We start from the raw sequence: 25,357 nt of genomic DNA on the forward strand, positions 1-25,357 counted from the left end.
CCAGGAGCACGAACCGACCCGCCCCACCTGATCTGCACAAAGACGAAACAGCGCGTTGATCCGCCGGCCGGGGCGCGGCCCGTGAAGCGCCGATAATGGGCGCATGCCCCGAGAGTCCCGTCCGTCCCGTCCGGTCTCACTGAGCCCGCTCGCCCCACCCGACTGGCTGGTCAGGTCCCTCAAGCCGCAGTCCGCGCCCGTCCCCTGGGCCGCCGTGGCCCGCGCCTCCGTCGCGATGGCGCTGCCGCTCGCCGTCGGCATCCTCGCGGGCAAACCCTCGTACGGCGCGCTCGCCTCCATGGGCGCGCTCTCCGGCGTCATCGGCGACACCGCCGACGCCTACCGGATGCGGATCTTCAACATCGCCGTGCCGCAGCTCTTCGGCGCGCTCGGCGTCACCCTCGGCACGCTCGTCTTCGGCCACGGCTGGGTGGCGGTCGGCGCGGTCACCCTCGTCGCCCTCGTCTCCGGGATGATGTCGACGATCGGCGCCGTCGCCTCCGTGTCGGGGCTGCTCCTGCTGCTCAACTCCGTGGTCGGCGCCGGTCTTCCCATGCCGGGGCGGTGGTGGCTCGCCCCGCTCCTGATGACCGGCGGCGGGCTCCTCGTCCTGGCGCTCGCCCTGCTCGCCTGGCCGCTGCGCTCCGGCGTCCCCGAACGCGCCTCCGTCGCCGCCTCCTACCGCTCGGTGGCCGCGCTGCTCGACGCGGCGGGCACGGACGCGTACGGCGAGGCCCGCACCGCCGTCACCGCCGCCCTCAACCAGAGCTACGACCTGGTCCTCGCCCGGCGCACCCGCGACCACGGACGCAGCCCCGAACTGGTCCGACTCGTCGGCCAGTTGAACGCCCTCACCCCGGTGATCGAGGCCGCCCCCGCCGCCGACCAGGCCGCCCGGCACGCCTGCGTCACGCTGCCCGCCGAGGTGCCGGACGCGGTCCGCGCGCTGGCGTCGGCCGTCGAGCGGGGCGGCCACGCGCACGCCGACGGGGAACGCCCCGGCACCCGCGCGACCGCCGCGCTCCCCGAGCCCGGCGACCACACCGCCCGCGCCCTCGACCACGCCGTCCGGCACGCGGCGGAGACCCTGGACGACCCCGACCCGCTCGGCGTCATCGAGGCGGAGGACCGCCTCGGCCGCCCCGCCGCCCTGCGCGTCCGCGCCCGCCGCGCCGCCCGCAACGTCATCCTGTCCGGCACCTCCTGGCGCTACGGCCTGCGCCTCGCGCTCTGCATCGGCATCGCGCAGGCCCTCGTCTCGCTGATCGACGTGCCCAGGTCGTACTGGGTGGCGCTCACCGTCACCTTCGTCCTCAAGCCCGACTTCGGCTCGGTCTTCTCCCGCGCGGTGCTGCGCGCGCTCGGCACGGCCGCGGGCCTGCTCGTCGCCGCCGCCGTGCTCGTCGAGGTGCCGCACGGCTGGTGGGACGTGCCGGTGATGATGCTGCTCGCGCCGCTCATCCCGGCGTTCACCGTGCGCGGCTACGGCTACCAGACGGCGGCGATCACCCCGGTGATCCTGCTGCTCTCCGACATCCTCAACAACCAGGGCGTCGGCCTGGTCCTGCCGCGCCTGGTGGACAGCCTGATCGGCTGCGGCATCGCGCTCGTCGCGGGCTATCTGCTCTGGCCGGAGAGCTGGGGGACCCGGATCGGCGACCGGCTCGCGGACGCGGTGGCGGACACCGCGCGGTACGTGGAATGCGCGTTCGGCGCGGACGGCGATCCGGCCGCCCGCGCGAGGATGCGCCGCGGCCTCTACCGGGACCTGTCGGTGATCCGCTCCGAGTTCCAGCGCGCCCTGACCGAACCGCCGCCGACCGGGGCGCGCGCGGCCGCCTGGTGGCCGCTGGTCGTCGCCGTCGAACGCATCCTGGATGCCACGACCGCGGCAAGGGTCCGCATCCGGCACGGCACACAGCCCCCCGCCCCGGCCGAGGTGGCCGAAGTGGCCCGCGAACTGAGGGCGTTGGCGGGCCGCCTCCGGGCGTCGGTGATCCTGGAGAAGGGCGACGTGGACTTCACGGCGGTCCCCCAGGAGAGCGTCCTGGAACCCCTGCGCCAAGAGGTGGCGGCGGCCCGAGCGGTGGCGTCACCGCAGGGTGACTAAAGGGGCGCGGGGAACCGCGCGACCAGCCCAAGCCGGCCCGCGGCTCCCCGACAAGCACGACATCCCGAGGCCCCCGCGCCAAGCAGCGACCGCCGCGCGAAGCGATGGCGTCACCGCAGGGTGGGTAGAAAGGGGCGCGGGGAACTGCACGACCAGCCCAAGCCGGCCCGCAGCTCCCCGACAAGCACGACATCCGAGGCCCCTGCACCAAGCAGCGACCACCGCGCGAAGCGATGGCGTCACCGCAGGGTGGGTAGAAAGGGGCGCGGGGAACTGCGCGACCAGCCACAACCGGCCCGCAGCTCCCCGACAAGCACGACATCCGAGGCCCCTACGCCAAGCAGCGACCGCCGCCCGAAGCGATGGCGTCACCGCAGGGTGGCCAAAGGGGCGCGGGGAACTGCGCGACCAACCACAACCGGCCCGCAGCTCCCCGACAACCGAAAAACCCGTTACAGCCCCGCGCTCAGCGCCCGTTGACCTTGTGCAGCGCCTTCGCCAGCCCATTCGCCCAGAGCTGCTCGACCTGCGCCCGCTCCGTCGCGTCCGGCTGCGAGTTCGTGCAGGACGGGCCGGGACCGCCACCCGACATCAGCTGGCTGCACGGCCCGTCGTACGTGTCCGGAAGCCCGAGCACGTGCCCCGTCTCGTGCGCGGTGACGCGCGTGGAGTCGTACTCCTGGTTCTGCGCGTAGTCCAGGAAGACGTACCCGTTGCCGTGGCCGTCCGTGCTCGCGTACGAGCCGCGCGGGTCGTTGCCCTCGCGGTACGAGAAGCTCGCGCCGGAACTGCCCGCCTGCAGCTTGACGTTGGAGACCGCGCCGTTCCAGATGGACGCGGAGCTGGCTATCTGCTGGGCGAAGGTGGGGGCACCGGACGCGTCGTAGGTGACGGTCACGGACTTCGCGCCGGGGTGGGCCGCGCGCTTCTCGGCGACCGCCTTCACGACGGCCTCGAAGAACGCCTTGTTGGCCTTGGCCTCCGCCGCCGAGCCCTGGTACCGGGCGTACGACGGGGTGGCGCCCGCGGAGTCGTGCGCCGCGGTGGTGGCCGAGGCCGAGGTCGCGCCGAGACCGGCGACGGTGAGACCGAGGACGGCCGCGACAGACAGGTAACGCTTGTTCATGTGTGGGGGGCTCCCTACTCGTTCCACGACCGCGTGGGGCGGTCGATGAAAGGTGAACGGTTCGGTACCGGTGAGTGTCGGGGAGCGTGGGGCGCGTGGGAATGATGGCAACTCGCGATAGCTCCGGGCTATCACCAGGTCCAGGCCTGCCCAGAACGGCCGGTTCTCATGGGGTTTGAGCGTCTGGTGCGGCGGCCGTACCGCCTCTACGCTCAGGCGCCATGGAGCTCGAGGTCAGGCACCTCCGCGCGTTGTGCGCCATCGCCGACACCGGCAGTCTGCACAAGGCCGCGCGTCAGCTCGGCATGAGCCAGCCGTCGCTGACGACCCAGCTGCGGCGCATCGAGCACGCGCTCGGCGGGCAGCTCTTCTCGCGGGAGCGCACGGGCTGCCGGCCCACCCAGCTCGGCCGGGTCGTGCTCAGCCGCGCCCGCCCCCTGGTGACGGAGATGCGCGCGCTCGTCGCCGAGACGAAGGCGGCCGCCGCCCGCTCCGCCGAGGGGCCGCAGCTGCGCATAGGGTCCACCGCGAGCCGGGCCATACCGGGCTGGCTGCGCAGGCTGCGCGCCCGCCTGCCGGGCACCGAGATGTCGCTCCAGATGGACGTGTCCGGCAACGCCCTGCTGCACATGGTGGCGACCGGCCACCTCGACATCGCCTTCGTGCACGAGGTGGAGGGCTGTCCGCTGCGCATGCCCGAAGCGCTCCGAAGACGCGTCCTGCTCGACCGGGAGCCGCAGTTCGTCTCCCTCGCCGCGGACCATCCCGCGGCGGACCACCCCGTCGTACGCCTCTCCGAGCTGGCGAACGACCGCTGGATGGTGGACCCCACGGTCGACGGCGAATGGGACGGCCTGCGCCGCGTCCTCACCGCGGCCGGCCTCAACCCCCCTGTGCTGCACGGCGATTACCTCACCGCCGCGTCCCTCGTCGCCACCGGCGAGGTCGTCGCCCTCTGCCAGCCCACCTCACGCGGCAGGACCGACATGGCCGTACGCCCGTTGTACGGCGACCCTCTCGGCGTACGTCTCGTCCTCGCGGCCCGCACCGAGGAGGAGCTCGACGCGGTCTACGGCGAGCTGGAGGCCGCCTACTGGGAGGCGGCACGGCAGGCGCCCGCCTACACGGAATGGCTGGCGCGGGGCGGCGGGCCCCGGGGGAGCGCCGGGGGGAGCGCCGGCGGGACGTTGGTCCCGGCCAGCCGGTGACCTTCGGCCACACCCCCTCTGACCTGCGCTTTTGGCCGTTTTACGGTACTGGGTCGCGCCCTGCGGCCACTTGTTACGTTTCCGACGGATGACGCACACATCGCGGCCGTACCTTCATGTCTGTCGCCACCGCAAAGGGGCACAAAAACGGACAGCTCGATCCGCAGCCACGAGGGAAGTCACCACCATGCGCGCCACCCGCCGTACCTTCCGTACCGCCGCCATCGCCACCGGAGCCATCGCCGCGCTCGCCGTCCCGACCACGGCGGCGTTCGCCGCGGACACCCCGTCGACGCCGCAGGGCCAGGTGGCCCGTGACGACCAGAGCGACCAGAGCGACCGGGGTCAGGACCAGGGCCGTGACCAGGGTCAGGATCAGGGCCAGGACACGACCAACCCGGACCAGAACAAGAAGGACGAGACGGACAAGGACAAGGACGCGGACAAGGACAAGCCCGTCCCCGGCGGCTGGGAGTCCAAGGGCACCACGAACCTCGGCAAGGGCTGGACCGCCAAGGTCGACGTCAACGCGTCCGCCCGTACCGCCAAGGCGACGCTCACCAAGGACGGCGCCGCCAAGGGCTCCCTCACGGCCTACGAGAAGTCCGCGTCCACCACCATCGACGGCAGCACCTTCACCCTCTCCCCCGACGGCACGGTCACGGCCAAGATCGTGGACAAGGACAAGGACAAGCCCGTCCCCGGTGGCTGGGTCTCCAAGGGGACCACCGACCTCGGCAAGGGCTGGACCGCGAAGGTCGACGTCAACGTCTCCGCCCGTACCGCCAAGGCCGCCATATCCCTGAACGGCACGGCCAAGGGCTCCCTCACCGCGTACGAGAAGTCCGCGACCACCACCATCGACGGCAACACCTTCACGCTGACCCCGGGCGGCACCATCACCATGAAGGCCAAGCCGGCCCCGCCGAAGCCGAAGCCGGTCCACCAGCGCGTCTTCGTCCGCGAGTACCGCGACCTCGGCGGCTCCGGCTTCGACGCCAAGGTCTACAAGGTCAGCACGGGCTACGAGGCCGACATGATCGCCAAGGCGCCCGACACCGGCAAGAAGTCCGTCTGGGACACCCTCAAGCAGTCGGGCGACAAGCCGGCGTACGGGCAGCACAACGGCGCCCACTTCGTCCTCAACCCCGACGGCACCATGAAGGGCTGGGTCGAGGGCAAGACCCACGGCAACGGCCACCACCACGACAACAACAACGGCACCCACACCAACGGCAACGGCAACGGTCACGCCAAGCCCCAGCCGCGCAACGACTCGGACCACGTCGTCCCGAAGGGCGGCGTCAAGGCCGGCGCCGACGGCGTCGAGTCGACGTCCGAGGACGCGCCGCTGATCGCGGCGGGCGGCGGCATGGCGGCGATCGGCGCGGCGGGCCTCGGCTTCGCGCTGTACCGCCGGAACCACCAGGACGGCTGAGCCGCGTTCCCCGTATCCCCCGATCCCCCGTACGCGAGAAGGGGCGCCCCGCGACCGCGGGGCCCCCGATCCCCCGTACGCGAGAAGGGGCGCCCCGCGACCGCGGGGCGCCCCTTCTCGCGCCGCCTTGTCAGACGCCGATGTCGCGGCCGTCCTCGCGCCACACCGAGACGACCGACGGGCGGACGATCCGGCCGGGGCCGTCCGGCCAGGCGCTCGCCGGCTTCTCCACCGACGCCCCGTCGACCTCGCCCGGGTGCTGCACGGAGACGAGCACCCGCCGCTCCTGGACGAGCGGACCGCAGGTCTCCGCGCCGGTCGGCATGGTCAGGAACTGCTTGAGCTCGCCGCGCCGCTCACCGCGCGTGGCGACCCCGAACAGGCCGTCGTGCGACCCGAGTTGGTTGCCGTCCGTGGAGATCCACAGGTTGCCGTGCGGGTCGAAGGCGACGTTGTCCGGGCAGGAGATCGGCGAGACCCGCTCCTTGGGGAAGCCCGCGAAGTACGTGGCCGGGTCCTCCGGGTCACCGGCGACGAGGAACAGCGACCACCCGAACGTGGTCGCCTCCGCGCGGTTGCCCCGCTCGGTCAGCTCCAGGATCTGCCCGTGCTTGTTGAGGTCGCGCGGATTGGCCTCGTCGGCGCCGGCCTTGCCCGCCTTGCCCCGGTCGGAGTTGTTCGTCAGGGCGACGTACACCTTGCCGGTGTGCGGCGACGGCTCGATGTCCTCGGGCCGGTCCATCTTCGTGGCGCCGACCTTGTCGCCGGCGAGCCGCGTGAAGACGTACACCTCCTCGGCGCTCATGCCCTCGACATGGCTGACGGCATGCCCGCCGGGCCCCGCCGTGGCGAGCGGTATCCACGTCCCGCCCCCGTCGAACTCGCCGTCCGCCGGGAGCGTCCCCTTGCCGTCGATCTCACCGGCCGGGGAGTCGCCGGTCAGCTTCGCGACGTACAGCGTGCCCTCGTCGAGGAGCGTGAGGTTGTGCTCGTGCGCGGCGCGCGACGACCCCTTGGCCATCCGCTTGCTGCCGACGAACTTGTAGAAGTAGTCGAACTTCTCGTCGTCGCCCATGTAGACCACCGGCCGGCCGTCGCGGGTCAGCCGCGGCTGCGCGGCCTCGTGCTTGAAGCGGCCGAGCGCGGTGCGCTTGCGCGGCGTGGACTCCGGGTCGTACGGGTCGAGTTCGACGACCCAGCCGAACCGGTTGGCTTCGTTCGGCTCCTGGGCGAGGTCGAAGCGGCGGTCGAACCGCTCCCACTTCCGCTCGGAGGCCTCGCCGGTGACGCCGTAGCGCTTGAGACGGGCGGCGGTCGTCGGGTCGGTGACCTTCGCGGCGTTGGCGAAGTACTGGTTGAAGTTCTCCTCGCCGTGCAGCGTGGTGCCCCACGGGGTGGTGCCGCCCGAGCAGTTGTTGAGGGTGCCGAGGACGGTGGTGCCGCGCGGGTCGGCCTGCGTACGGACGAGGGCGCCGCCCGCGGCGGGGCCGGTGAGGCGGAACCGGCTGGTGGCGGTGAGGCGCCGGTTGAGGTGGTGCCGGGGCACGGCACGCAGCGCGCCGTCGCGCCGGCCGCCCTCGACCACGACGACGGAGAGCCCGTGCGCGGCCCAGGCGGTCTCGACCTGCTCGCGGGTGGGGTTCTCGGGGTCGTACCCCCGGAACATCAGCACCTCGTCGGTGTACTCGTGGTTGGCGACGAGGAGCTGCCGCCCGTGCTCGCGCCGCAGCGGCAGCAGACTCAGAAAGTCATTGTTGTAACCGAACTGCCCGGCCTGCGCCTTGGCGCTCTGCCGGTCGGCGTCGAAGGTGGGGGCGCCGCGCAGGATGGGCTCGCCCCAGCGGATGACGACGTTCTGCCGGTACCCGGCGGGGACGGTGACGGTGTCGGCGGTGTTGGGGGCGACGGGCGCGAACCGCAGTCCGCGCGCTCCCTTGCCGTGGCCGCCACCGTGCCGCTCCGCTCCTTCAGGTGTGGCGGCGACGGCCTCCGGGGCGCCGGGACCGGCGACGACGGCACCCCCCGCCGCGGCGGCGACCGTCACGACGGCGGCGGCGCGCATCATCGAACGGCGGCTGAGGGCACCGGCGATGACGTCGCCGACGTACGCGTTGTCACTGGTGTTGGGCACCTCGCCGAAGCACGCGTCACCGCACCGGAACCGGCAGGTCAGAGCGGAACGGCCGCCGCTCCCCTGATGCGAGCTGATGATCGGCAGCAGTGTGCGCACGGTTCCTCCGTCGTGGTGGCGTGCCGGGGCAGAAGTCTTGCTCTGGCTTGATTCCGCCGTGAGGCTAGGCGCGGGTTCCGGCGGGGCGACGGCGTGCGGGTGAACGGCGGGTGAATGGTGAATTGGTGCCGGTGGGAAGCCAGTTACGGGCCCGGTGTGCGGGGCGCGCGGCACGGGTGGGTGACGGAGGCCGACCCTGCCCAAGATCGCCGACAGCGGCGGCTAACCTTACGTGTCCGCCCTGGCCAGGGATTATCGGGAATCAACTCACGCGAAGGGTTGCGCACATGGGCATTCTGAACCGCCTGCGGAACGCGTTCGGACGGTCACGCAAGGAGAGCGTTCCGGAGGCTCGGGAGCCCGACCGTGCGGAGTCGTATGCGGCTGCGCCCGAACCGGAGGTGACGCCGGCGTCGCCGGCGTCTTCCTCGCCGGAGGGCCGGTCGCCGGAGGCGGTGACGCTGCCGTCCCCGTCCTCGGAGCCGACCCCGGACCCGCCCCGCAAGGCCTCGGTCCCGTCCCCGAGCCAGGAACCGTCCCCGTCCACGGTGGACGACCTGGTGGCAGCGGCCTTCGACAACGTATCGGTACCGCCCCAGCCGACGGCGGACACGGCTCCTGACGCAGCGCCGAAGGCGGACGCCGCTCCTGACGCGGAGCCGAAGCCGAACCCCGCTCCCGACGCAGCGCCGAAGGCGGACGTTCCCGCTCCCGCGGAGGACAAGGACGACGCGTCCCCGCAGGCCGATGTCCCAGCCCCTGCCCCCGCCGAGGACAAGGCCGCCACTGCCACTTCTAAGTCGAAGGCCGACGCGAAGAAACCGCAGTCGAAGGCTGACGCTCCCGCTCCCGAGGCCCCCGCCGCGACCACGCCGAAGGCTGACCCTCCCGCTCCGGAGGCCCCCGCCGCGACCGCGCCGCAAGCTGACCCTCCCGCTCCGGAGGCCCCCGCCGCGACCGAGGCCGACACAGCCACTCCTAGGGCGAAGGGCGACGCGAAGGAACCGCAGCCGACCGACGAGCCGGAGCCGGAGCTCCCCGCTGTGGGCAAACGTCCCGCAGGGCGGGACGGGTGGGCACAGCCCCCGGTGCCGGGCAAGGACAACGAGGGCGCCAAGGAGGCCGACGCCGAGCCGAAGGCTAAGGGCACCCCGACGGACAACCCCGAGCCGAAGGCTGAGGGCACCGCTGAGGCCACCCCCGAGCCGAAGGCGGACGCCGAGCCGAAGGCTGAGGTCACCCCTGCGGGCAACCCCGAGCCGAAGGTCAAGGCCGGGCCCACCCTCACCCCCGCCCGCCTGAAGTCCACCGCCCCAGGGCTAGCCCCCGCGTACCGCGCAGCAACCGCCGCCCTCAAAAAGAACGACCTCACCGGCACCCGCGCCCCCGTCTACCTCGTCCTGGACCGCTCGGGGTCCATGCGCCCGTACTACAAGGACGGCTCCGCCCAGGCCCTGGGCGACCAGACCCTCGCCCTGGCCGCCCACCTCTCCCCCGAGCCCACCCCCACCGTCCACGTCGTCTTCTTCTCGACGGACATCGACGCCACCGGCACCCTCACGCTCCCCGACCACGAGGGCCGCATCGACGAGATGCACGCCGCCGCCGGCCGCCTCGGCCGCACCAGCTACCACCGCGCGATCGAAGAGGTCGTGGCCCACTACGAGAAGTCGGACCACGCCGGCGAGCCCGCCCTGGTGATCTTCCAGACGGACGGCGCCCCCGACGCGAGGGGCCCGGCGACCCAGGCCCTGCAGGACGCCGCCGCGCACCCCCTCTTCTTCCAGTTCGTCGCGTTCGGCGAGCACGACGCGAAGGCGTTCGACTACCTCCGCAGGCTGAAGGCGGAGAACGCGGGCTTCTTCCACGCGGGCCCGTCCCCGCGCGAGCTCACGGACAAGGAGCTCTACGAGGGCCTCCTGGCGACCTGGCGCCCGTAACGAACCCGAGTCATACGCAGGACCCGGGGCCCGAAGAGACCGGAACCCCCGGGTCCGCCCCTCGATATCGATGTGAATCGATCTTCGTCAGGCCGTTAGGATTTCGACCATGGCGGCCACTGGATCCGAGAAGCAGGGAGCGGACGAGAACGCGAAGGCGTTCTACGTCTCGACCCCCATCTACTACGTAAACGACGCTCCTCACCTGGGCCACGCCTACACGACCGTTGCAGGGGACGTGCTCACGCGCTGGCACCGTCAGCGCGGCGAGAAGGTGTGGTACCTCACCGGCACGGACGAGCACGGTCAGAAGATCATGCGCACGGCCGAGGCGAACGACGTCACCCCCCAGGAGTGGTGCGACAAGCTCGTCACCGAGGCCTGGAAGCCCCTCTGGGAGCACCTGAACATCGCGAACGACGACTTCATCCGTACGACGGAGAAGCGTCACACCGACCGCGTGCAGGAGTTCGTCCAGGATCTCTACGACAAGGGCGAGATCTACAAGGGCGGCTACGAGGGCCCGTACTGCGTGGGCTGCGAGGAGTACAAGCTCCCCGGCGACCTGATCGACGGCGAGGGCGAGTTCTCCGGACAGAAGCTCTGCCCGATCCACAAGAAGCCGGTGGAACTCCTCAAGGAGGAGAACTACTTCTTCAAGCTGAGCGAGTACGGCGACAAGCTCCTCGCCCTGTACGAGGCGAACCCGGGCTTCATCCAGCCGGAGTCGGCGCGCAACGAGGTCGTGAACTTCGTCAAGCAGGGCCTGCAGGACCTGTCCATCTCCCGGTCGACGTTCGACTGGGGCGTGAAGGTCCCCTGGGACGACAAGCACGTGATCTACGTGTGGGTCGACGCGCTCCTGAACTACGCGACGGCGGTGGGCTACGGCGCGAACGAGGAGAAGTTCACCTCGACCTTCCCCGCGAACGTGCACCTCGTCGGCAAGGACATCCTCCGCTTCCACGCGGTGATCTGGCCGGCGATGCTGCTGGCGCAGGGCCTGCCGGTGCCGGGTCGCGTGGCCGCGAACGGCTGGCTGATGGTCGGCGGCGAGAAGATGTCGAAGTCGAACCTGACGGGCATCAAGCCGCAGGACCTGACGTCGCACTTCGGCGTGGACGCGTACCGCTGGTATTTCCTGCGGGCGATCGCGTTCGGCAGCGACGGCTCGTTCTCGTGGGAGGACTTCACCGCCCGCTACACGAGCGAGCTGGCGAACGACTACGGCAACCTCGCCTCGCGGCTCGCGGCCATGGTCGGCAAGTACTTCGGCGGCGCGCTGCCCGAGGCGACGGCGTCCGGCGACGCGGAGCGGGCGGTCCAGGACGGCCTGACGAAGGCGGTCACCGAGGCCGACCGGAAGATCGGCGAGGAGCTGGACTTCCAGGGCGGCATCCTGGCGATCTTCGACTTCGTGAAGCAGGTCAACGGCTACATCACGGAGCAGGAGCCGTGGAAGGTGGCCAAGGACGACTCCCCGGAGGGCAAGGCCCGCCTGGCGACGATCCTGTACACGGCGGCGGAGTCGCTGCGCGCGGTGGCGGTCCTGCTGAACCCGATCATGCCGGAGACGTCCCAGAAGCTGTGGGAGTCCCTCGGCGCGGAGCCGTCGCTGGGCGCGCTGGCGGACCAGAACGTCCAGGCGGCAGCCACGTGGGGCACGCTCCCCGCGGGCGCGACGGTCACGAAGGGCGCGGTGCTCTTCCCCCGCCTGGAGGAGAAGCCGGCGGCGTAGCGGTACGCGACGAATCCGGAAAGTCCCGGTGCCGACCCCCGATTCAGGTGGCGGCACCGGGACTTCTCACACCCGGTCAGCCTTCGCCACAGCCGTCGAACAACTCCTCCGCCCCGGCCGCGTGAACGGCCCGCTCCGCCCAGACCGTGAGCTGGTCCATGTCCGTGCACGCGGTGACCCGTGCGCGGACGGCGGGAGGCACGTCGATGCCCCGCCAGGAGAGAATGTTCAGGACCGTCTCAGCCCGCCCCTCGATCCGGCCTGCCTCACGACCCTCTTCCCGGCCTTCGGCCCGACCCTCCTCCCGCTCCTTCACCGCGAACGGGTGGTCGTAGAAGTACTTGATCGTCCTCATCGATTCCTCCCAGATCCCCTTCGCGGGAAAGTCCCGGCGCCCGCCCCATGTTCCAGGCGCGGACACCGAGACCTTCCGCGAGCGGTCAGCCCTCGCGACCCTCGCCGTCGTGGAACAGATCGTCCGCCCCAGCCGCGTGAACCGCCCGCTCCGCCCAGACCGCCAGCTGGTCCAGGTCGGTGCATGCGGTGACCTGTGCGCGAACGGCGGGAGGCACGTCGATGCCGCGCCAGGAGAGAATCTTCAGGACCATCTCGGCACGATCCTGGGCCCGCCCCTCTTCCCGGCCTTCCTCCCGCTCCTTCACCGCGAACGGGTGGTCGAAGAAGTACTTGGTCGCCGTCATCAGTTCCTCCCAGATCTCCTTCGCCCGGGGGTCCACCAGACCGGACCGGGTGAGCTGTGCGAACATTCCCGCCGCTTCGCGGTCGATGGTTTCCAGAGCCGCAGCCAGTGCCCCCAGTATGGCGGCGGCACCCGGCCCTCTTCCATGAGTAATCGCCGAAAACACCGCAAGGGGGACGTCCCTCTCGGCCTCATGTCGGTCCGTGATCACCGGTACGTTGTCCGGCCCCAGGACCATGGGACGAACGGTGAGCGAGGACCAGCCCGGCAGCCCGAACTGGATGGGCTTGGCGGCCCAACGGGCCGTCGCCGCGCTCTGCGTCACGACGATCAGCACGGGCTCGCAGTGGTACTTCTCGTAGAGGTACGAGAGGTAGTACGGCCAACTGCCGCGCTTCGCCTCATCCTTCTTGCCCTGCGACTCGATGACGAACAGGTAGTTGCCGTCGTCGGTGTCCACCCGTAACAGGGTGTCGCAGCGGCGCTCGACGGGTTCGATCTCCGTGAGATCGACGTCGAGCGTCATGATGTCCCGGGGCTCCGGGAAGGGGACGTGCAGCAGACGCTGGAGGGAGCGGACCAGCAGGGCCGTGTCCTTCTGGAAGATCCGGTGCATCGCCTCATGTGACGAGCTGACCATGGGTCCTCCTTTCTGTACGACGTGATCAACGAGCTAGGCCGCGTCGAGTTCGCACCAGACGTGTTTGCCGGGTTCCGTGGCCGCCGGGTGCCAGCCCCAGCCGTCGGCGCAGGCCCGCACGAGGTCCAGGCCCCGGTCCCGTTCGGCGCCCGGGTCGGCCACGCGCGGGGGCGGTGCCGGTGGCGTCGGGTCCGCGTCCCACGCGCCGATCCGGAGGACCCCGTCGGCGTAACGGACGCGGAGGGCGGCGGGGCCTTTGGTGTGCCGCACGGCGTTGGACACCAGCTCGGTCGCCAACAGCTCTGCCATGTCGCTGAGTTGGGATAGGCAGTGGAGGGTGAGCATCAGCCGCAGGGCGTTTCGGCAGAGCGTGACGGCGCGGAGGTCGTGGGGGATGTACAGGGTGTACTCCCAGGGTTCACTGCTTCCGGGCATACGAGAACTCCTGTTGCGGTAAGGGGAGTTGCCGGGCGCGGCGAATCCTGGGCGGTGGCAGTGTCACGTCCGCCATGGCATGACGGGGTGGTGCGCTTCCGGATCCCCGGTCTCGCAGCGTGTGCGACGCGTCACCGACGGTAGCGCAAAAATTTTTCCTCTCGCAAGTCCGTAGCGTAATCTGACACTCGAACGGGGCACGCCAACCCGGCAGTTGAGAGCAGGAGGGGCGCGTGGCGCCAAGGAGTCAACCCACGGCCCGGCAGGTTCGCCTAGGGACAGAGCTGCGCAGGCTTCGGGAAGCCGCTGGGCTTAAGGCACGTGAAGTCGCGGCGCTACTGAGCTCGACCTCCGCACAGATCAGCCAGGTCGAGGCAGGGTTCGCGGGGGTGAGCGAGGAGCGCGTGCGCCGACTCGCCGCCCATTACGCCTGTGCGGACCAGGCGTTGATCGAGGCTTTGGTCGCCTTGGCCACCGACCGCACACGCGGTTGGTGGGAAGAGTTCAAAGGAGTCCTCCCACCGCCGTTCCTGGATACCTCCGAGTTGGAGCACCATGCGACCTTCCTCCGAGAGGTCGTCATCACATACGTGCCAGGGCTATTCCAGATCCCGGACTACGCCCGTGCGGTCTACTCGTACACAACTCCGGGGATTCCAGACAGCGAGCTGAATCCGCGCCTGGATCACCGCATGAGGCGTCGCACCGTGCTCCAAGGGGCTGACCCCACCCCTTACGAGGCGTTCATCCACGAGGCGGCACTGCGCATTCGCGTTGCGGACCGGCGCGTCGCCAGGGCGCAACTGAAGGCCATTCTTGCCCAGACGGATCACGACCACGTCAGCGTTCGTGTCATCCCCTTCGATCAGGACAACTTCGCCGGCGCCGGGGCCACGATGATGTATCTCGGCGGCCCGTTGACGAGGCTGGACACCGGGCTTCGAGATTCGCCTACCGGTACCGCAATCATCGATGCGGAGCCGCATCTCGCGCGGCTTCGAGCCTTGCTTGCCCAGGTGAACAAGTCGTCACTCGACCCCGCACCGTCGCGAGACTTCATCCACCACGTACTCAAAGAGCTATGAGGCGCCCAATGAAACAAGTCCACTGGCAGAAGTCCTCCTTCTCCGGCGGCGGCGACGGCGACACGTGCATAGAACTATCCGACACCGGCCCCCACCTCCACCTCCGCGAAAGCGAAGATCCCGGCGCCGAGCTGCAGCCATCCGCCACTGCCATATCCCACCTCCTGCGGGCGCTCAAAGCCGCCCGTCCGTGAACACCACCACCTGGCAGAAGTCCTCGTTCTCCGGGGGCGGCGACGGCAACGCGTGCGTCGAACTGGCGGACGTCAACGGCCACATACGCCTCCGCGAAAGCGAAGCCCCCGCCGAGGAACTGCACCCCACCCCCACCGCCCTGGCCCACCTCCTCCGGGCGCTCAAGCGCGGGGGCCGCTGAGCCGTCCCGCCCCCGCGCGCCCGAGCGCACGCCCCCCGTGGGGTGGCCCGGCGGAGGGCTCCCCCCCGAGCCCCCCGGGGCACCCCCACCGTCCCCGCGCCGCCGCAACCCCCGTGACTTCGCGGCCCCGAACGCCGTTGGGCAGGGCTCCCGATGGCCGGTCGGGACGGACGAGTGAGGGAGTAACCGGTGGATGCCGCAGAACACGTAACCGCCCTGGTGTCACGGATGTTCAGGCTGGCGCCGGAATCCCTGGACCCCGACACCCCGCTGCACCGGATGCACATCGACTCCCTCGCCCTGGAAGAGCTCCGACTCGTCCTCGAGGACGAGTTGCACGTGGACCTGGAAGACGTGCACCTGACGTCGCGGGACACCCTGAACCACCTCCTCACCGCCGTGTGCGAGAAGACGGCGGCCGTCTGATGGCGGGCTCGCGGCCACCAATCCCGGCACCGGGGCCCACCCGTGGCTCCGTCCAAGTCCCCTCCCAGGGCCCCGTCGCCGTCACCGGCATCGGCCTCGTCACCGCCGCCGGCGTCGGCGTCAAGCGGGCCTGGAGTGAGATCACCACCGGCTCCAGGCCCCGCTCCCTGCGCCGCCCGCACTCCCTCCAAGGCCTGCCCTGCGACTTCATGTACACGGTCGAGGGCATCGACTTCGAGAGCGAACTCGGCCGCGACACCCTGCTGATGGACCGTTTCGCCCGGCTCGCCGTCATCGCCGCCCGCGAGGCCGTCGCCAACGCGGGCCTGGACCCGGCGAGTTGGGACGGCACCCGCGTCGCGGTCGTCATCGGCTCGGCCCACGGCGGGCTCAAGTTCTACGACGAGCAGCACGCCGTCCTCACCGACCGCGGCCCCCGCAGGGTCGCCCCGAAGGTCGCCCCCCTGAGCGTGCCCAACGGCGCCGCCAGCAGCGTCTGCCGGGACCTCGGCGCCCGCGGCCCGAGCCTCGCGGTCAGCACCGCCTGCGCCTCCGGCACCGACGCGATCGGCACCGCCCTCGGCTGGCTGCGGGCCGGCCGCTGCGACATCGCCGTCGCGGGCGGGGCGGAGTCCCTGGCCTCACGCCTGGTCTTCGCCAGTACGTGCCAGATGCGGGCGCTCTCCACCCGCGTGGACGACCCGGCCGCCGCCTGCCGCCCCTTCGACGCCGACCGGGACGGCTTCGTCGTCGGCGAGGGCGCCGGCCTGCTCGTCCTGGAGCGCCCCGAGCACGCGCGGGCCCGCGGCGCCACGGTCCGCGCCCACGTCGCCGGGTACGGGGCGTCCAACGACGCCTTCTCGCCGGTCGCCCCGGACGAGAGCGGGGCCGGCATCGAGGCGGCCCTGCGCGCCGCCCTCGCCGACGCCGACGCCGCCCCGGCCGACGTCGGCCACGTCAACGCGCACGGCACCTCGACCGTCATCAACGACCTCGTCGAGAGCGCGGCCCTGCACCGCGTCCTCGGCGACCACCCGCTGCTCACCTCCACCAAGGCCATGACCGGGCACGCCCTCGGCGCGGCCGGCGGCATCGAGGCCGCCCTGACCGTGCTCACCCTCGAGGAGCAGCTGATCCCGCCGACGGTGAACCTGGACCGGCAGGACCCGGCCGTGCCCCTCGAAGTGGTGGCCGGTTCCGCCCGCCCCGCCCGGCTGCGCTGCGCGGCGTCGACCTCGCTCGGCTTCGGCGGCCACAACGCCGCCCTCATCCTCACCCGCGACTGAACCGAGGAGTCCCATGCCCCAGGAGACCGTCCGCACCCTGACGGTGGAGGGTCTGTCCTTCCCGTACCGCATGCTGCGGCAGGGCACCTCGCGCACCGAACCCCTGGTCGCGCTGGGCGGGGTGTTCCAGGGGATGTACGACTGGCCGCAGATGGAGGACGCGCTGAGCGGCCTGACGAGCCTCGTCACGGCCAACCTGCCGGACTCCGGCGACGCCGACCCGCTGCCCGCCGGGCACGGCATCGACACCCTGTGCGCCGCGCTCGAAGCGGTCATCGACGGCCTGCAGACGCCCCGGGTCAACCTCTACGGCTACTCCTACGGCGCGTCCATCGCCTTCCGTTACGCCCAGCGCCACCCCGAGCGCTGCGCCCGCCTCCTGCTCGGCGGGGTCCCCTCACACATCACGGAGGCGCAGTTCGACCGCAGCCGCGCCTCGCACCGGCTGTTGAGCGCCGGCGACGTGGACGGCTTCGTGAACACGATGGCCGCGGAGTTCTTCTGCCTGGACGAGAACCGGTACGTCCACCGCAGGGACCTCGCCCTCAGCTACTTCCGGCGCACCCTGCTGCGCGCCACCGACCGGCGCGACATCGACGACGCGCTGGCCCGCGCCTTCGGCACCCGCACCGAACTCGCCGGCGGGCTCACCGGCGTACCGACCCTGGTCTTCTGCGGCGAACACGACACCGTCACCACGCCGGAACAGCAGCGCGCCTTCGCCTCGACCATCGAGGGAAGCCGGTTCGTCACGATCCCCGACGCCGATCACATGCTGCTCATGGAGCGGCCGGAAACCGTCATCTCGCTGGTGACCTCCTTCATCACGGACAGCCGGCTGCAGCCCGCGGCGTCCACCAGCCGCGAGCGATGATTCTGCGCCACCCCTGAGATACCCGTGCGGAGCCCCTGAGGAGCCCTTGAGCCGCCTCCGCGCCCGGCCGGTACCGGACCCCCGAATTCCGCCCGCACGCAACCCAATTGGCCCGCACCATCGTCCTCTCCCGTGTCACGTGTAACGCGGGGCCGCCGCACAGGCGCTCGAATTCCCAGGTGGGGGAGGGAGTTGACGGAGAGACCGCGGACACGCGGAGAGGCGCTCGGCCGCGGGCTCCGGCGCGCGCCCGGCGGACCATGGGTCCGGCTCGGTCAGGCTGCCCACTGAGCCGGGTGGCACACCTCACGGTGAGCTAAGTCATGCGGAGAGAAGGCTTGAATTGACGCCGCCTTCACACCTGCCTACGTAAGCTTCACGACATGGCCACGACTCCCTCCCCCGACCGGCGACGCACCGCCGACGAGGTCAACGCGGAAATCCGTGCGCTGTGGCTGCGCGCGGGCGGACGCCTCCGCCCCGACGAGCGCCTCGTGTACGAGCGCCTCGTAACGGAATGGGCAGAAGCGGAAGCCAACTCCTCCCCGACGCACGCCGCCTGAGAGAGGGCGGAGCCCTCCTCTCAGGGGCGCGGGGAACTGCGCGCCCAGCCACACAGCACCCGCAGCAGGACGACGAACCCAAAAGGCCCCGGAACCAAAGGTTCCGGGGCCTTCATAGCGACGTCACCCCGTCGCAGGGGGAAACCGCTACTGCGCCGCAGGCTTCCGCAGGGAGATGTTGAGCTCCCGCAGCCGCGCCTCGTCGAGCGTGGTCGGCGCACCCATCATCAGGTCCTGCGCGTTGCCGTTCAGCGGGAACGAGATCGTCTCGCGGATGTTCGGCTCGTCGGCGAGGAGCATCACCATGCGGTCGACGCCGGGGGCGATGCCGCCGTGCGGCGGGGCGCCGAGGCGGAACGCGCGCAGCATGCCCGCGAACTCGTGCTCGACGGTCTCCGCGTCGTACCCCGCGATCTCGAAGGCCTTGAGCATGACCTCGGGCTCGTGGTTCCGGATGGCGCCGGAGGACAGCTCGATGCCGTTGCAGACGATGTCGTACTGCCAGGCGAGGATGTCGAGCGGGTCCTTCTCCTCCAGGTCCTTCATGCCGCCCTGCGGCATCGAGAAGGGGTTGTGGGAGAAGTCGACCTTGCCGGTGTCCTCGTCCTTCTCGTACATCGGGAAGTCGACGATCCAGCAGAAGCGGAAGACGCCTTCCTCGAAGTGCCCGGCGCGCTTGGCGGCCTCGACGCGCACCGCGCTCATGATCTTCGAGACCTCGTCGAACTCGCCCGCGCCGAAGAAGACGGCGTGGCCGGCCTCCAGGCCGAGGCGCTTGGTCAGCTCCGCGACGTTCGCCTCGGTCAGGAACTTGGCGATCGGTCCGGTCAGCGAACCGTCCTCGGCGACGCGCACCCAGGCCAGGCCCTTCGCGCCCTGCTCGACGGCGTAGTCACCGAGGCCGTCGAAGAACTTGCGGGACTGCGACGCGGTGTCCGGGACGGGCAGCGCGCGCACGTGCTTGCCCGCGAAGGCCTTGAACTCCGAACCCTCGAACACGTCGGTGATGTCGTGCAGTTCGAGCTTGGCGCGCAGGTCCGGCTTGTCGTTGCCGTACTTCAGCATCGACTCGCGGAACGGGATGCGCGGGAACGGCGAGGTGACCTCGCGGCCGTTGCCGAACTCGGTGAAGATCTCCGTCATGAGCCTCTCGATGGGGCGGAAGACGTCTTCCTGCTCCACGAAGCTCATCTCGACGTCGAGCTGGTAGAACTCACCCGGCGAGCGGTCCGCGCGGGCGTCCTCGTCGCGGAAGCACGGCGCGATCTGGAAGTACCGGTCGAAGCCGGAGATCATCAGCAGCTGCTTGAACTGCTGCGGGGCCTGCGGCAGCGCGTAGAACTTGCCGGGGTTCAGGCGGGAGGGGACGACGAAGTCGCGGGCGCCCTCGGGGGAGGTCGCGGTGAGGATCGGCGTCGCCATCTCGTTGAAGCCGAGGGCCACCATCTTCGAGCGGATCGAGGCGATCACGGCGCTGCGCAGCATGATGTTGCGGTGCATGCGCTCGCGGCGCAGGTCGAGGAAGCGGTACTCCAGGCGGCGCTCCTCGTTCACCCCGTCCTCGGCGTTGATCGTGAAGGGCAGCGGGCCGGCCTCGCCGAGCACCTCGACCTCGGAGGCCTCGATCTCGACCTCGCCGGTGGGCAGCTCCGGGTTGACGTTGTCCGTGCCGCGCGAGACGACCTTGCCGTCGACCCGGACGACGGTCTCCTTGGACAGCTTGTCCAGGACCTCGGCGGCCGCGGTGCCGGGGCGGGCCACCAGCTGCGTGATGCCGTAGTGATCGCGGAGATCGATGAAGAGAATGCCGCCCAGGTCTCGGCGATTGTGCAGCCAGCCGCTCAGCCGGACGTCGGTGCCGACGTCAGAGGCGCGGAGCTCGCCGCAGGTGTGGGACCTGTACCGATGCATCGTCGTTCATCCAGTCTTCGCGAATAGGGGAGAGAGCAGACCCCCCAAGGCTACCGTCCGGGCGAAGATCGCTTTCCGGATATCCGGTGCCACCACCCCGCGAGGCCCCGGAATCGGTGGCGCACGGTGGCGGTGTCCCTGTACATCTTCCTAAAGTGGGTCAATGCGCACCGACGATCCCGTACCGCAGGTGGGGGACGACCCCCTGCCTCCCGTACGGGACGTCCTGGCGGCCATCGCGACCGGGCTGTGGCGCTGGGACAACGCCTCGGGCACCGTCACGCTGGACGCCGAGGCGGCCCGGCTCCTGGGCCTGCCCGAGCGCTCCCAGACGCTCTCCGAGGCCGGTGTGCGCTCCCGCTTCCACCCGGTGGACTGGAACGAGATCTACGGCACCGTCCAGCTCGCCGTCGCCGAGGGCACCCTCGCCGAGGCGCGGCTGCGGATCATGGACGAGACGGGGCGGCACGTCCTGCGGATCGTGCGCAGCCGCTCCAAGCCGGTGATGCACGGTGCCACCGAGGCGTACGAGCTGATCGGCACCCTGCAGGAGGTGACCGAGCCCGCGCCGGGCTCGGCCGCCCGTACCCCGGTCACCGGCGACTGGCGCCGCTCCCGCGAGGCGTTCCTGCTCGACGCGGGCCGGGCGCTCGCCGAGGCGCGCTCCACGGAAGAGGTGCTGCGGGTCGCCGCCGGGCTCTCCATGCCGGGGTTCTCGCCGGACGGCCTCGCGGTGTTCGGGGCGGAGGGCGAGCGGCTGACGATCATCGGGCACCACGGGCACCAGCCGGGCGACGACGGGCCCTTCTCGGCGATGCCCCTGGACACCGACTATCCGGCCGCCGAGGTGGTGCGCACGGGCCGGGCCGTCTACCTCTCCACGCCGGAGGACTACCGCAGGCGCTATCCCGCCGCCTGGCCGCTGGCCAGCCGCTTCGAGCGGCAGTCGTGGGCGTTCCTGCCGCTGACGGTCGCGGGCCGCACGATGGGCACGTGGATGGCCGCCTTCACGTATCCGGTCTCCTTCACGCCCGACGAGCGCTCCGTCCTGACGACGGTGGCGCGGATGCTGGCGCAGGCCCTGTCCCGGGCCGGGGTCGCGGAGTCCGAGCGGGAGCTGACCGAGGGGCTGCAGCGGTCGATGCTGCCGATGCTGGGGCCGCGGATCCCCGGCATGTCGGTGGCCGCCCGGTACGTACCGACCGGCGGCGGGCTTCAGGTCGGCGGCGACTGGTACGACATGATCCCGCTGCCCAGCGGCCGCATCGCCTTCGTCATCGGCGACGTGCAGGGGCACGACGTGCGGGCGGCGGGCCTGATGGGGCAGCTGCGGATCGCGCTGCGGGCGTACGCCTCCGAGGGGCACCGCCCGGACGCGGTCCTCTCCCGCGCCACCCGCTTCCTCTCCGGGATCACGGAGTCGATCTCCTACGGGTCGACCGGATCGGGCGCCGACGAGGCCAACGAGTACGACCCGCGCTTCGCGACCTGCCTGTACGTGGAGGCGGACCCGGCGACCGGCGTCCTGGAGATCGCCCGCGCCGGGCACCCCGAACCGGCGATACGGATGGCTGACGGAACGGTTCTGCAGAGGCCCACCGCGGGCGGCCTGCCGCTCGGCATCGACCCGGACGCGGACTACCCCACGACCCGGCTCGTCCTGGAGGCCGGCGAGACCATGCTGATCTGCACCGACGGGCTCATCGAGACCGGCGGCCACGACCTGGAGAGCGGCTGGTCGCGGATCAGGACGACGCTGGAGGGTTATCTGGGCGAAGAGGAGGAGGGCGGCCTGGAGGATGGCCTGGAGCTGCTCGCCGACCGCCTCGTCCAGGCGGTCCACGGCCCCTCCTCGCACCACACCACGGGTCCGCTGGCGGACCGCCGCGAGGACGACATAGCGGTGCTGCTGCTGAGCCGTACGGGCCGCCCCGAGCAGCGCACGGACGCCCGCCGCACCGTCCTGACGGTCGCCCAGGCCGAGCCGGAACGGGTCGCGGGGGCCCGCCGCCACCTGCGGGACCTGCTGCACGACTGGGCCGACGACGACCAGGTCGACTCGGCGGTCCTGATGGTCTCGGAGATGCTCACGAACGTACTGGTGCACACGGACGGCGACGCGATGCTGGTCGCCGAGGTCACGGGCGTCCCGGGCGCGCGCCGCCTGCGGGCGGAGGTGGCGGACGGCAGCGACGACCTCCCCCACCGCCGCCACCCCGGCGAACTGGCGTCCTCGGGCCGCGGCCTGGTGCTGATGGAGCTGCTGGCGGGGGCGTGGGGGGTGGATCCGCGGGGGGACGGGAAGAGCATTTGGTTTGAGTTGTATGAAGACGCGGGGGCGGGGGCGGGGACCTCCGGCGGGGAGGCGGGGGCGGACGGGCTGGGGTAGGGGGGCGCGGCTCTTCGTACCCTCCTGGTCTTCGTCGCCGGAGATCCTGTTCGGTTCACTGGCGCGGCGCGCGCTTGAACTTCGTTGCCGACTTCGTCGCCGAGGCCTCCCCCTGCCCGAAGACTTTCGTCGTACGTCTTGAGGACGGAAACCTCGTGATCCCGCCAGGCAGTAAGACCGACCCCAAGGACATGTTGTGATCACCTCGACCCCTGTCGGCGACTGGACGTGGGAAGTCACGGCGCACGACGACGAGATCCGGCCTACCCGTGCCTTGCAGACCGCGGCGGCGGTCTGGAACGAGCTGGCCGAACGGAACCTGGCCGTGCCCGACGGAAAGGTCAGGGTTTTGGCCCGGAGCGGGGACAAGCTGCGCGATGTTCGCGTCGATGAGAGCGGGCTGCTCCTTGCATCGGATCCCCTTGCGCCTCAGTCGGATCTCGCCCGGGCGGTGGCGCGGGCCGAGATGCTCGACGGCGACTTCGTCCTCACCATTCGGATCGAATGCCCTGGGCGTTGGCTGGAACCGGGGTTCGAATACCGGGCGGAGAAGCTGTTCGTCATCCACGTGGAGGTCTGGGATGGCAAGCTGCTCGTAGTGACGCTGGAGACGTACTCCGACGCCTGGCTGACTATGGACACCCGAGACCGCGAGCAGCCGGAGCTGCATGCGGCGAACGCGCCCCGGCTCACCGCCGCCCTGGAGGGCATCTCGGCCTTGCTGGGCAGCTCCCCCACACCGGGCGACGAGAACCGTCACGCGGCGCCGAGCGCGACCGGCTTCAGAGACCTAAGGAGCGAGGGCCCTGCCTACGCCGATTCCTGGGGAACGTTCGAAGGACTCAACCGGGCGAGTCTGCTGAGCGCCCGCGTTCCGCAGTCTGAGTACGAGTCTGAGTACGAGTCGATCACCGAGCACCCGGTGCGGTACGTCTCCATCCAGCGGGATGGCAGGACACTCGGCTTCGTCTGGGTGTCCGTGGGCGATGCCGCAGCCGGTTATGTACCTCGAACGGCAGCCGGTGATGAGGCATTCGATGTGGGAGCGAAATGGTTGTTGCGCCTTCAGGAGGCCCACAGCCAAGGATTGTCCCCCTTCGCCGCACTGGACTGGCTTTCGCAACAAACGTCGCATCCGGAGCTCAGATCCGTCGTCGAGGACACCCCTCAGAACGCCGAATCCCTGGACGCCCTGGAGGAAATGTCGGGTCGCTACTGATGCCTGCGGTGAGCTCGGCGTCCTCACCTGCGACGACCGAACTACGTCGAGCCCGAGCCGACTTACCCGCCCCCGCCATCTACGGGCCTCCGACGGGGCGGAGTAGGGGGCGGCTTGCGGGTGGTCGCGTCGCCGGGTGCGGGTTGTTGGTGGCTGGGCGCGCAGTTCCCCGCGCCCCTGAGGGTTGCCCGGGGTCCCCCGCGTCTCTATTGGCCCCCTATTGGGTCGTCGATACGGCGTATCGGTCCCGTAGCTCCGAGACGATTCCGAACGCCGCGGCCGTGAGCGGTACCGCGAGGAGCATGCCGAGGATCCCGGCGACGGAGGCGCCCGCCGTGATCGCCAGCATCACCACCGCGGGGTGCATCTGCACCGTGCGGCTCTGGATCATCGGCTGGAGGATGTGACCTTCGAGGACCTGTACGGCGAGGACGACGCCGAGCGTCCAGAGGGCGATGGCGAAGCCGCGGTCGGCGAGGGCGACGAGGACGGCGACGGCGCCGGACAGGAACGCGCCGAGGTACGGGATGTAGGCCCCGACGAAGACCAGCGCGCCGAGACCCCAGGCGCCCGGGACCCCGAGGACGAGCAGTCCCACGGTGATGCACAGGGCGTCGATGAACGCGATGATCGTGGTGCCGCGCATGAACCCCTCGATGGCCTCGAAGGCGCGGCGCGCCATGGCCTCGATGGAGTCGGCGTTGTCACCGGGCGCGAGCGAGCGGAGCGTGCCCATCGCCCGCTCCGAGTCGCGCAGGAAGAAGAAGACGAGGAGCAGCGCGAGGACCGCCATGGCCATCATCTCGCCGACGGTGCTGAGGCCGCTGATGACCCCGGACGCGGCGGTCCCGCCGAACTTGCCGAAGAGCTCCTTGGCGTTGGAGGCCATGTCGTCGAGCGAGGTCCCGGCGGCCCCGAAGTACTTCGAGAGATCGGTCGCGGCCTGCTTGAGCGAGGAGACGATCTGGTCCCCGCTGTCGATGAGCGCCTTGACCACGATGTACGTGGCGCCTCCGACGACGGCGACGACCGCGGCACAGGTCAGCCCGGCGGCGAGCGAACGCTGCACCTTCATCTTGAGCAGCCGCCGGTAGAGCGGCCCGAGAAGGGCGGTCCCGAGAAGCGCGAGCAGGACGGGGGTCACCGCGGTCTTGAACGTGACGATGAGCCAGACGCCGACGGCGGCGACGCCGGTGACGAGGAGGAGGACGACACACCAGGCGGCGAGACGACGCGCGGCTTCGGGCAGAAGGGTACTCACCCCTCTTACCCGACCACGGGGCCACCACCCGTGCATGTTTTGTACGGCTACATGCCGTGCACCGGCACGGCAACGTGCCGCATCACGGCCGGGGAGGGCACAGGCGTGCGCTCCGGCCCCCTACACGGTTTCAGTCCGCGCACCAGGGCAGGACGTGTGGCTTCCTGCGCCACCACCCGCGGTTCTGATATCCGGCGCTCGCCGCGATCGAGCGGGCCCTGGTCGGCATCGACCAGGAGCTGGAACGGCCCGTGGCGGGTCGAGGGAGCGTCAGTGGTCCCAAGCAACTGGGGCGTATCCGCGACCAGTTGGCAGGGGCGGCGCTCTGGGGCTCGCTCTGTCCGAGTCCTTCGTGGACGGCTGTCTGCCCGTCGACGACATTCCGGGCTGGTTCCGCTCCGT

Annotated in this window: 21 protein-coding genes; 14 read left to right on the top strand and 7 right to left on the bottom strand. The window is 70.9% G+C overall.

Features of this window, described 5'->3' with window-relative positions; all coding sequences use genetic code 11:
• Positions 1–103 precede the first annotated feature (103 nt).
• Positions 104–2,110: an FUSC family protein gene (locus tag ACZ6CV_RS11425; protein ID WP_469250610.1), complete on the top strand. Its 2,007-nt coding sequence runs from the start codon at positions 104–106 to the stop codon at positions 2,108–2,110.
• 466 nt (positions 2,111–2,576) lie between these two features.
• Here the strand turns inward: ACZ6CV_RS11425 and snpA are convergent, their stop codons facing one another.
• Entirely contained in the window at positions 2,577–3,236 is a 660-nt protein-coding gene (gene snpA / locus ACZ6CV_RS11430; protein WP_469250611.1) for a snapalysin, read from the bottom strand.
• 221 nt (positions 3,237–3,457) lie between these two features.
• Between snpA and ACZ6CV_RS11435 the strand changes: the two genes are divergently transcribed.
• Entirely contained in the window at positions 3,458–4,444 is a 987-nt protein-coding gene (locus ACZ6CV_RS11435; protein WP_469250612.1) for a LysR family transcriptional regulator, read from the top strand.
• 187 nt (positions 4,445–4,631) lie between these two features.
• Complete coding sequence (locus tag ACZ6CV_RS11440; RefSeq protein ID WP_469250613.1) at positions 4,632–5,882, top strand: hypothetical protein; 1,251 nt, start codon at positions 4,632–4,634, stop codon at positions 5,880–5,882.
• Positions 5,883–6,012: 130 nt separating this feature from the next.
• Here the strand turns inward: ACZ6CV_RS11440 and ACZ6CV_RS11445 are convergent, their stop codons facing one another.
• Positions 6,013–8,112 (bottom strand): PhoX family protein, encoded by a 2,100-nt coding sequence (locus ACZ6CV_RS11445; RefSeq protein ID WP_469250614.1) that lies wholly within the window; start codon positions 8,110–8,112, stop codon positions 6,013–6,015.
• A gap of 287 nt (positions 8,113–8,399) precedes the next feature.
• Between ACZ6CV_RS11445 and ACZ6CV_RS11450 the strand changes: the two genes are divergently transcribed.
• Together ACZ6CV_RS11450 and metG are read left to right on the top strand one after the other, a co-directional pair.
• A complete protein-coding gene (locus ACZ6CV_RS11450; RefSeq protein ID WP_469250615.1) occupies positions 8,400–10,052 on the top strand; it encodes a VWA domain-containing protein in 1,653 nt (550 codons plus the stop codon).
• 109 nt (positions 10,053–10,161) lie between these two features.
• Positions 10,162–11,790: a methionine--tRNA ligase gene (gene metG / locus ACZ6CV_RS11455; protein ID WP_469250616.1), complete on the top strand. Its 1,629-nt coding sequence runs from the start codon at positions 10,162–10,164 to the stop codon at positions 11,788–11,790.
• Positions 11,791–11,866: 76 nt separating this feature from the next.
• On the opposite strand, the gene ACZ6CV_RS11460 is transcribed toward metG, so the two are convergent.
• The 3 genes from ACZ6CV_RS11460 to ACZ6CV_RS11470 form a co-directional block, all read right to left on the bottom strand.
• On the bottom strand, positions 11,867–12,145 hold the full coding sequence (locus ACZ6CV_RS11460) for a hypothetical protein (RefSeq protein WP_469250617.1): 279 nt from the start codon (positions 12,143–12,145) through the stop codon (positions 11,867–11,869).
• Between the two features lie 85 nt (positions 12,146–12,230).
• Positions 12,231–13,130: a hypothetical protein gene (locus ACZ6CV_RS11465; RefSeq protein ID WP_469250618.1), complete on the bottom strand. Its 900-nt coding sequence runs from the start codon at positions 13,128–13,130 to the stop codon at positions 12,231–12,233.
• A 33-nt stretch (positions 13,131–13,163) separates the two neighbouring features.
• Positions 13,164–13,565, bottom strand: a complete 402-nt coding sequence (locus tag ACZ6CV_RS11470) for an ATP-binding protein (RefSeq protein ID WP_469250619.1) — start codon at positions 13,563–13,565, stop codon at positions 13,164–13,166.
• Between the two features lie 233 nt (positions 13,566–13,798).
• On the opposite strand from ACZ6CV_RS11470, the gene ACZ6CV_RS11475 reads away from it, so the two are divergent.
• The 7 genes from ACZ6CV_RS11475 (at position 13,799) to ACZ6CV_RS11505 (ending at position 18,175) form a co-directional block, all read left to right on the top strand.
• Positions 13,799–14,650 carry a helix-turn-helix domain-containing protein gene (locus ACZ6CV_RS11475; protein ID WP_362376548.1) on the top strand — a complete coding sequence of 284 codons (852 nt, stop codon included), beginning with the start codon at positions 13,799–13,801 and terminating at the stop codon, positions 14,648–14,650.
• Between the two features lie 8 nt (positions 14,651–14,658).
• Positions 14,659–14,844, top strand: a complete 186-nt coding sequence (locus ACZ6CV_RS11480; protein WP_469250620.1) for a DUF397 domain-containing protein — start codon at positions 14,659–14,661, stop codon at positions 14,842–14,844.
• The gene (locus ACZ6CV_RS11485) at positions 14,841–15,026 is read left to right on the top strand and encodes a DUF397 domain-containing protein (protein WP_469250621.1); all 186 of its coding nucleotides are present in this window, start codon (positions 14,841–14,843) and stop codon (positions 15,024–15,026) included. The genes ACZ6CV_RS11480 and ACZ6CV_RS11485 overlap by 4 nt, the downstream gene beginning before the upstream one ends.
• Positions 15,027–15,215: 189 nt before the next feature.
• Positions 15,216–15,452: an acyl carrier protein gene (locus ACZ6CV_RS11490; protein WP_355812428.1), complete on the top strand. Its 237-nt coding sequence runs from the start codon at positions 15,216–15,218 to the stop codon at positions 15,450–15,452.
• Positions 15,452–16,738 (top strand): beta-ketoacyl-[acyl-carrier-protein] synthase family protein, encoded by a 1,287-nt coding sequence (locus ACZ6CV_RS11495; RefSeq protein WP_469250622.1) that lies wholly within the window; start codon positions 15,452–15,454, stop codon positions 16,736–16,738. Before ACZ6CV_RS11490 ends, ACZ6CV_RS11495 begins: the two co-directional genes overlap by 1 nt.
• A gap of 13 nt (positions 16,739–16,751) precedes the next feature.
• Positions 16,752–17,612 carry an alpha/beta fold hydrolase gene (locus ACZ6CV_RS11500; protein ID WP_469250623.1) on the top strand — a complete coding sequence of 287 codons (861 nt, stop codon included), beginning with the start codon at positions 16,752–16,754 and terminating at the stop codon, positions 17,610–17,612.
• Positions 17,613–17,995: 383 nt separating this feature from the next.
• Positions 17,996–18,175 carry a hypothetical protein gene (locus tag ACZ6CV_RS11505; RefSeq protein WP_362376538.1) on the top strand — a complete coding sequence of 60 codons (180 nt, stop codon included), beginning with the start codon at positions 17,996–17,998 and terminating at the stop codon, positions 18,173–18,175.
• 147 nt (positions 18,176–18,322) lie between these two features.
• Here the strand turns inward: ACZ6CV_RS11505 and aspS are convergent, their stop codons facing one another.
• Positions 18,323–20,086, bottom strand: a complete 1,764-nt coding sequence (gene aspS / locus ACZ6CV_RS11510; RefSeq protein ID WP_469250624.1) for an aspartate--tRNA ligase — start codon at positions 20,084–20,086, stop codon at positions 18,323–18,325.
• A 163-nt stretch (positions 20,087–20,249) separates the two neighbouring features.
• On the opposite strand from aspS, the gene ACZ6CV_RS11515 reads away from it, so the two are divergent.
• Together ACZ6CV_RS11515 and ACZ6CV_RS11520 are read left to right on the top strand one after the other, a co-directional pair.
• Positions 20,250–22,475 (top strand): ATP-binding SpoIIE family protein phosphatase, encoded by a 2,226-nt coding sequence (locus ACZ6CV_RS11515; protein WP_469250625.1) that lies wholly within the window; start codon positions 20,250–20,252, stop codon positions 22,473–22,475.
• Between the two features lie 196 nt (positions 22,476–22,671).
• Positions 22,672–23,694, top strand: coding sequence for a hypothetical protein (locus ACZ6CV_RS11520; protein WP_469250626.1), 1,023 nt, complete (start codon positions 22,672–22,674; stop codon positions 23,692–23,694).
• Between the two features lie 217 nt (positions 23,695–23,911).
• Here ACZ6CV_RS11520 and ACZ6CV_RS11525 read toward each other — a convergent pair whose 3' ends face one another.
• A complete protein-coding gene (locus ACZ6CV_RS11525; RefSeq protein WP_469250627.1) occupies positions 23,912–24,991 on the bottom strand; it encodes an AI-2E family transporter in 1,080 nt (359 codons plus the stop codon).
• Positions 24,992–25,357 lie beyond the last annotated feature (366 nt).

The organism is Streptomyces sp. NPDC041713, from assembly GCF_055591085.1.

Bases quoted from the DNA above. Each gene is read 5' to 3' on its own strand.
- aspS (WP_469250624.1), bottom strand. From the start codon at position 20,086: ATGCATCGGTACAGGTCCCACACCTGCGGCGAGCTCCGCGCCTCTGAC.
- ACZ6CV_RS11505 (WP_362376538.1), top strand. From the start codon at position 17,996: ATGGCCACGACTCCCTCCCCCGACCGGCGACGCACCGCCGACGAGGTC.
- ACZ6CV_RS11515 (WP_469250625.1), top strand. From the start codon at position 20,250: ATGCGCACCGACGATCCCGTACCGCAGGTGGGGGACGACCCCCTGCCT.
- metG (WP_469250616.1), top strand. From the start codon at position 10,162: ATGGCGGCCACTGGATCCGAGAAGCAGGGAGCGGACGAGAACGCGAAG.
- ACZ6CV_RS11465 (WP_469250618.1), bottom strand. From the start codon at position 13,130: ATGGTCAGCTCGTCACATGAGGCGATGCACCGGATCTTCCAGAAGGAC.
- ACZ6CV_RS11435 (WP_469250612.1), top strand. From the start codon at position 3,458: ATGGAGCTCGAGGTCAGGCACCTCCGCGCGTTGTGCGCCATCGCCGAC.
- ACZ6CV_RS11440 (WP_469250613.1), top strand. From the start codon at position 4,632: ATGCGCGCCACCCGCCGTACCTTCCGTACCGCCGCCATCGCCACCGGA.
- snpA (WP_469250611.1), bottom strand. From the start codon at position 3,236: ATGAACAAGCGTTACCTGTCTGTCGCGGCCGTCCTCGGTCTCACCGTC.
- ACZ6CV_RS11495 (WP_469250622.1), top strand. From the start codon at position 15,452: ATGGCGGGCTCGCGGCCACCAATCCCGGCACCGGGGCCCACCCGTGGC.
- ACZ6CV_RS11470 (WP_469250619.1), bottom strand. From the start codon at position 13,565: ATGCCCGGAAGCAGTGAACCCTGGGAGTACACCCTGTACATCCCCCAC.
- ACZ6CV_RS11525 (WP_469250627.1), bottom strand. From the start codon at position 24,991: ATGCACGGGTGGTGGCCCCGTGGTCGGGTAAGAGGGGTGAGTACCCTT.
- ACZ6CV_RS11500 (WP_469250623.1), top strand. From the start codon at position 16,752: ATGCCCCAGGAGACCGTCCGCACCCTGACGGTGGAGGGTCTGTCCTTC.
- ACZ6CV_RS11460 (WP_469250617.1), bottom strand. From the start codon at position 12,145: ATGAGGACGATCAAGTACTTCTACGACCACCCGTTCGCGGTGAAGGAG.
- ACZ6CV_RS11480 (WP_469250620.1), top strand. From the start codon at position 14,659: ATGAAACAAGTCCACTGGCAGAAGTCCTCCTTCTCCGGCGGCGGCGAC.
- ACZ6CV_RS11450 (WP_469250615.1), top strand. From the start codon at position 8,400: ATGGGCATTCTGAACCGCCTGCGGAACGCGTTCGGACGGTCACGCAAG.
- ACZ6CV_RS11425 (WP_469250610.1), top strand. From the start codon at position 104: ATGCCCCGAGAGTCCCGTCCGTCCCGTCCGGTCTCACTGAGCCCGCTC.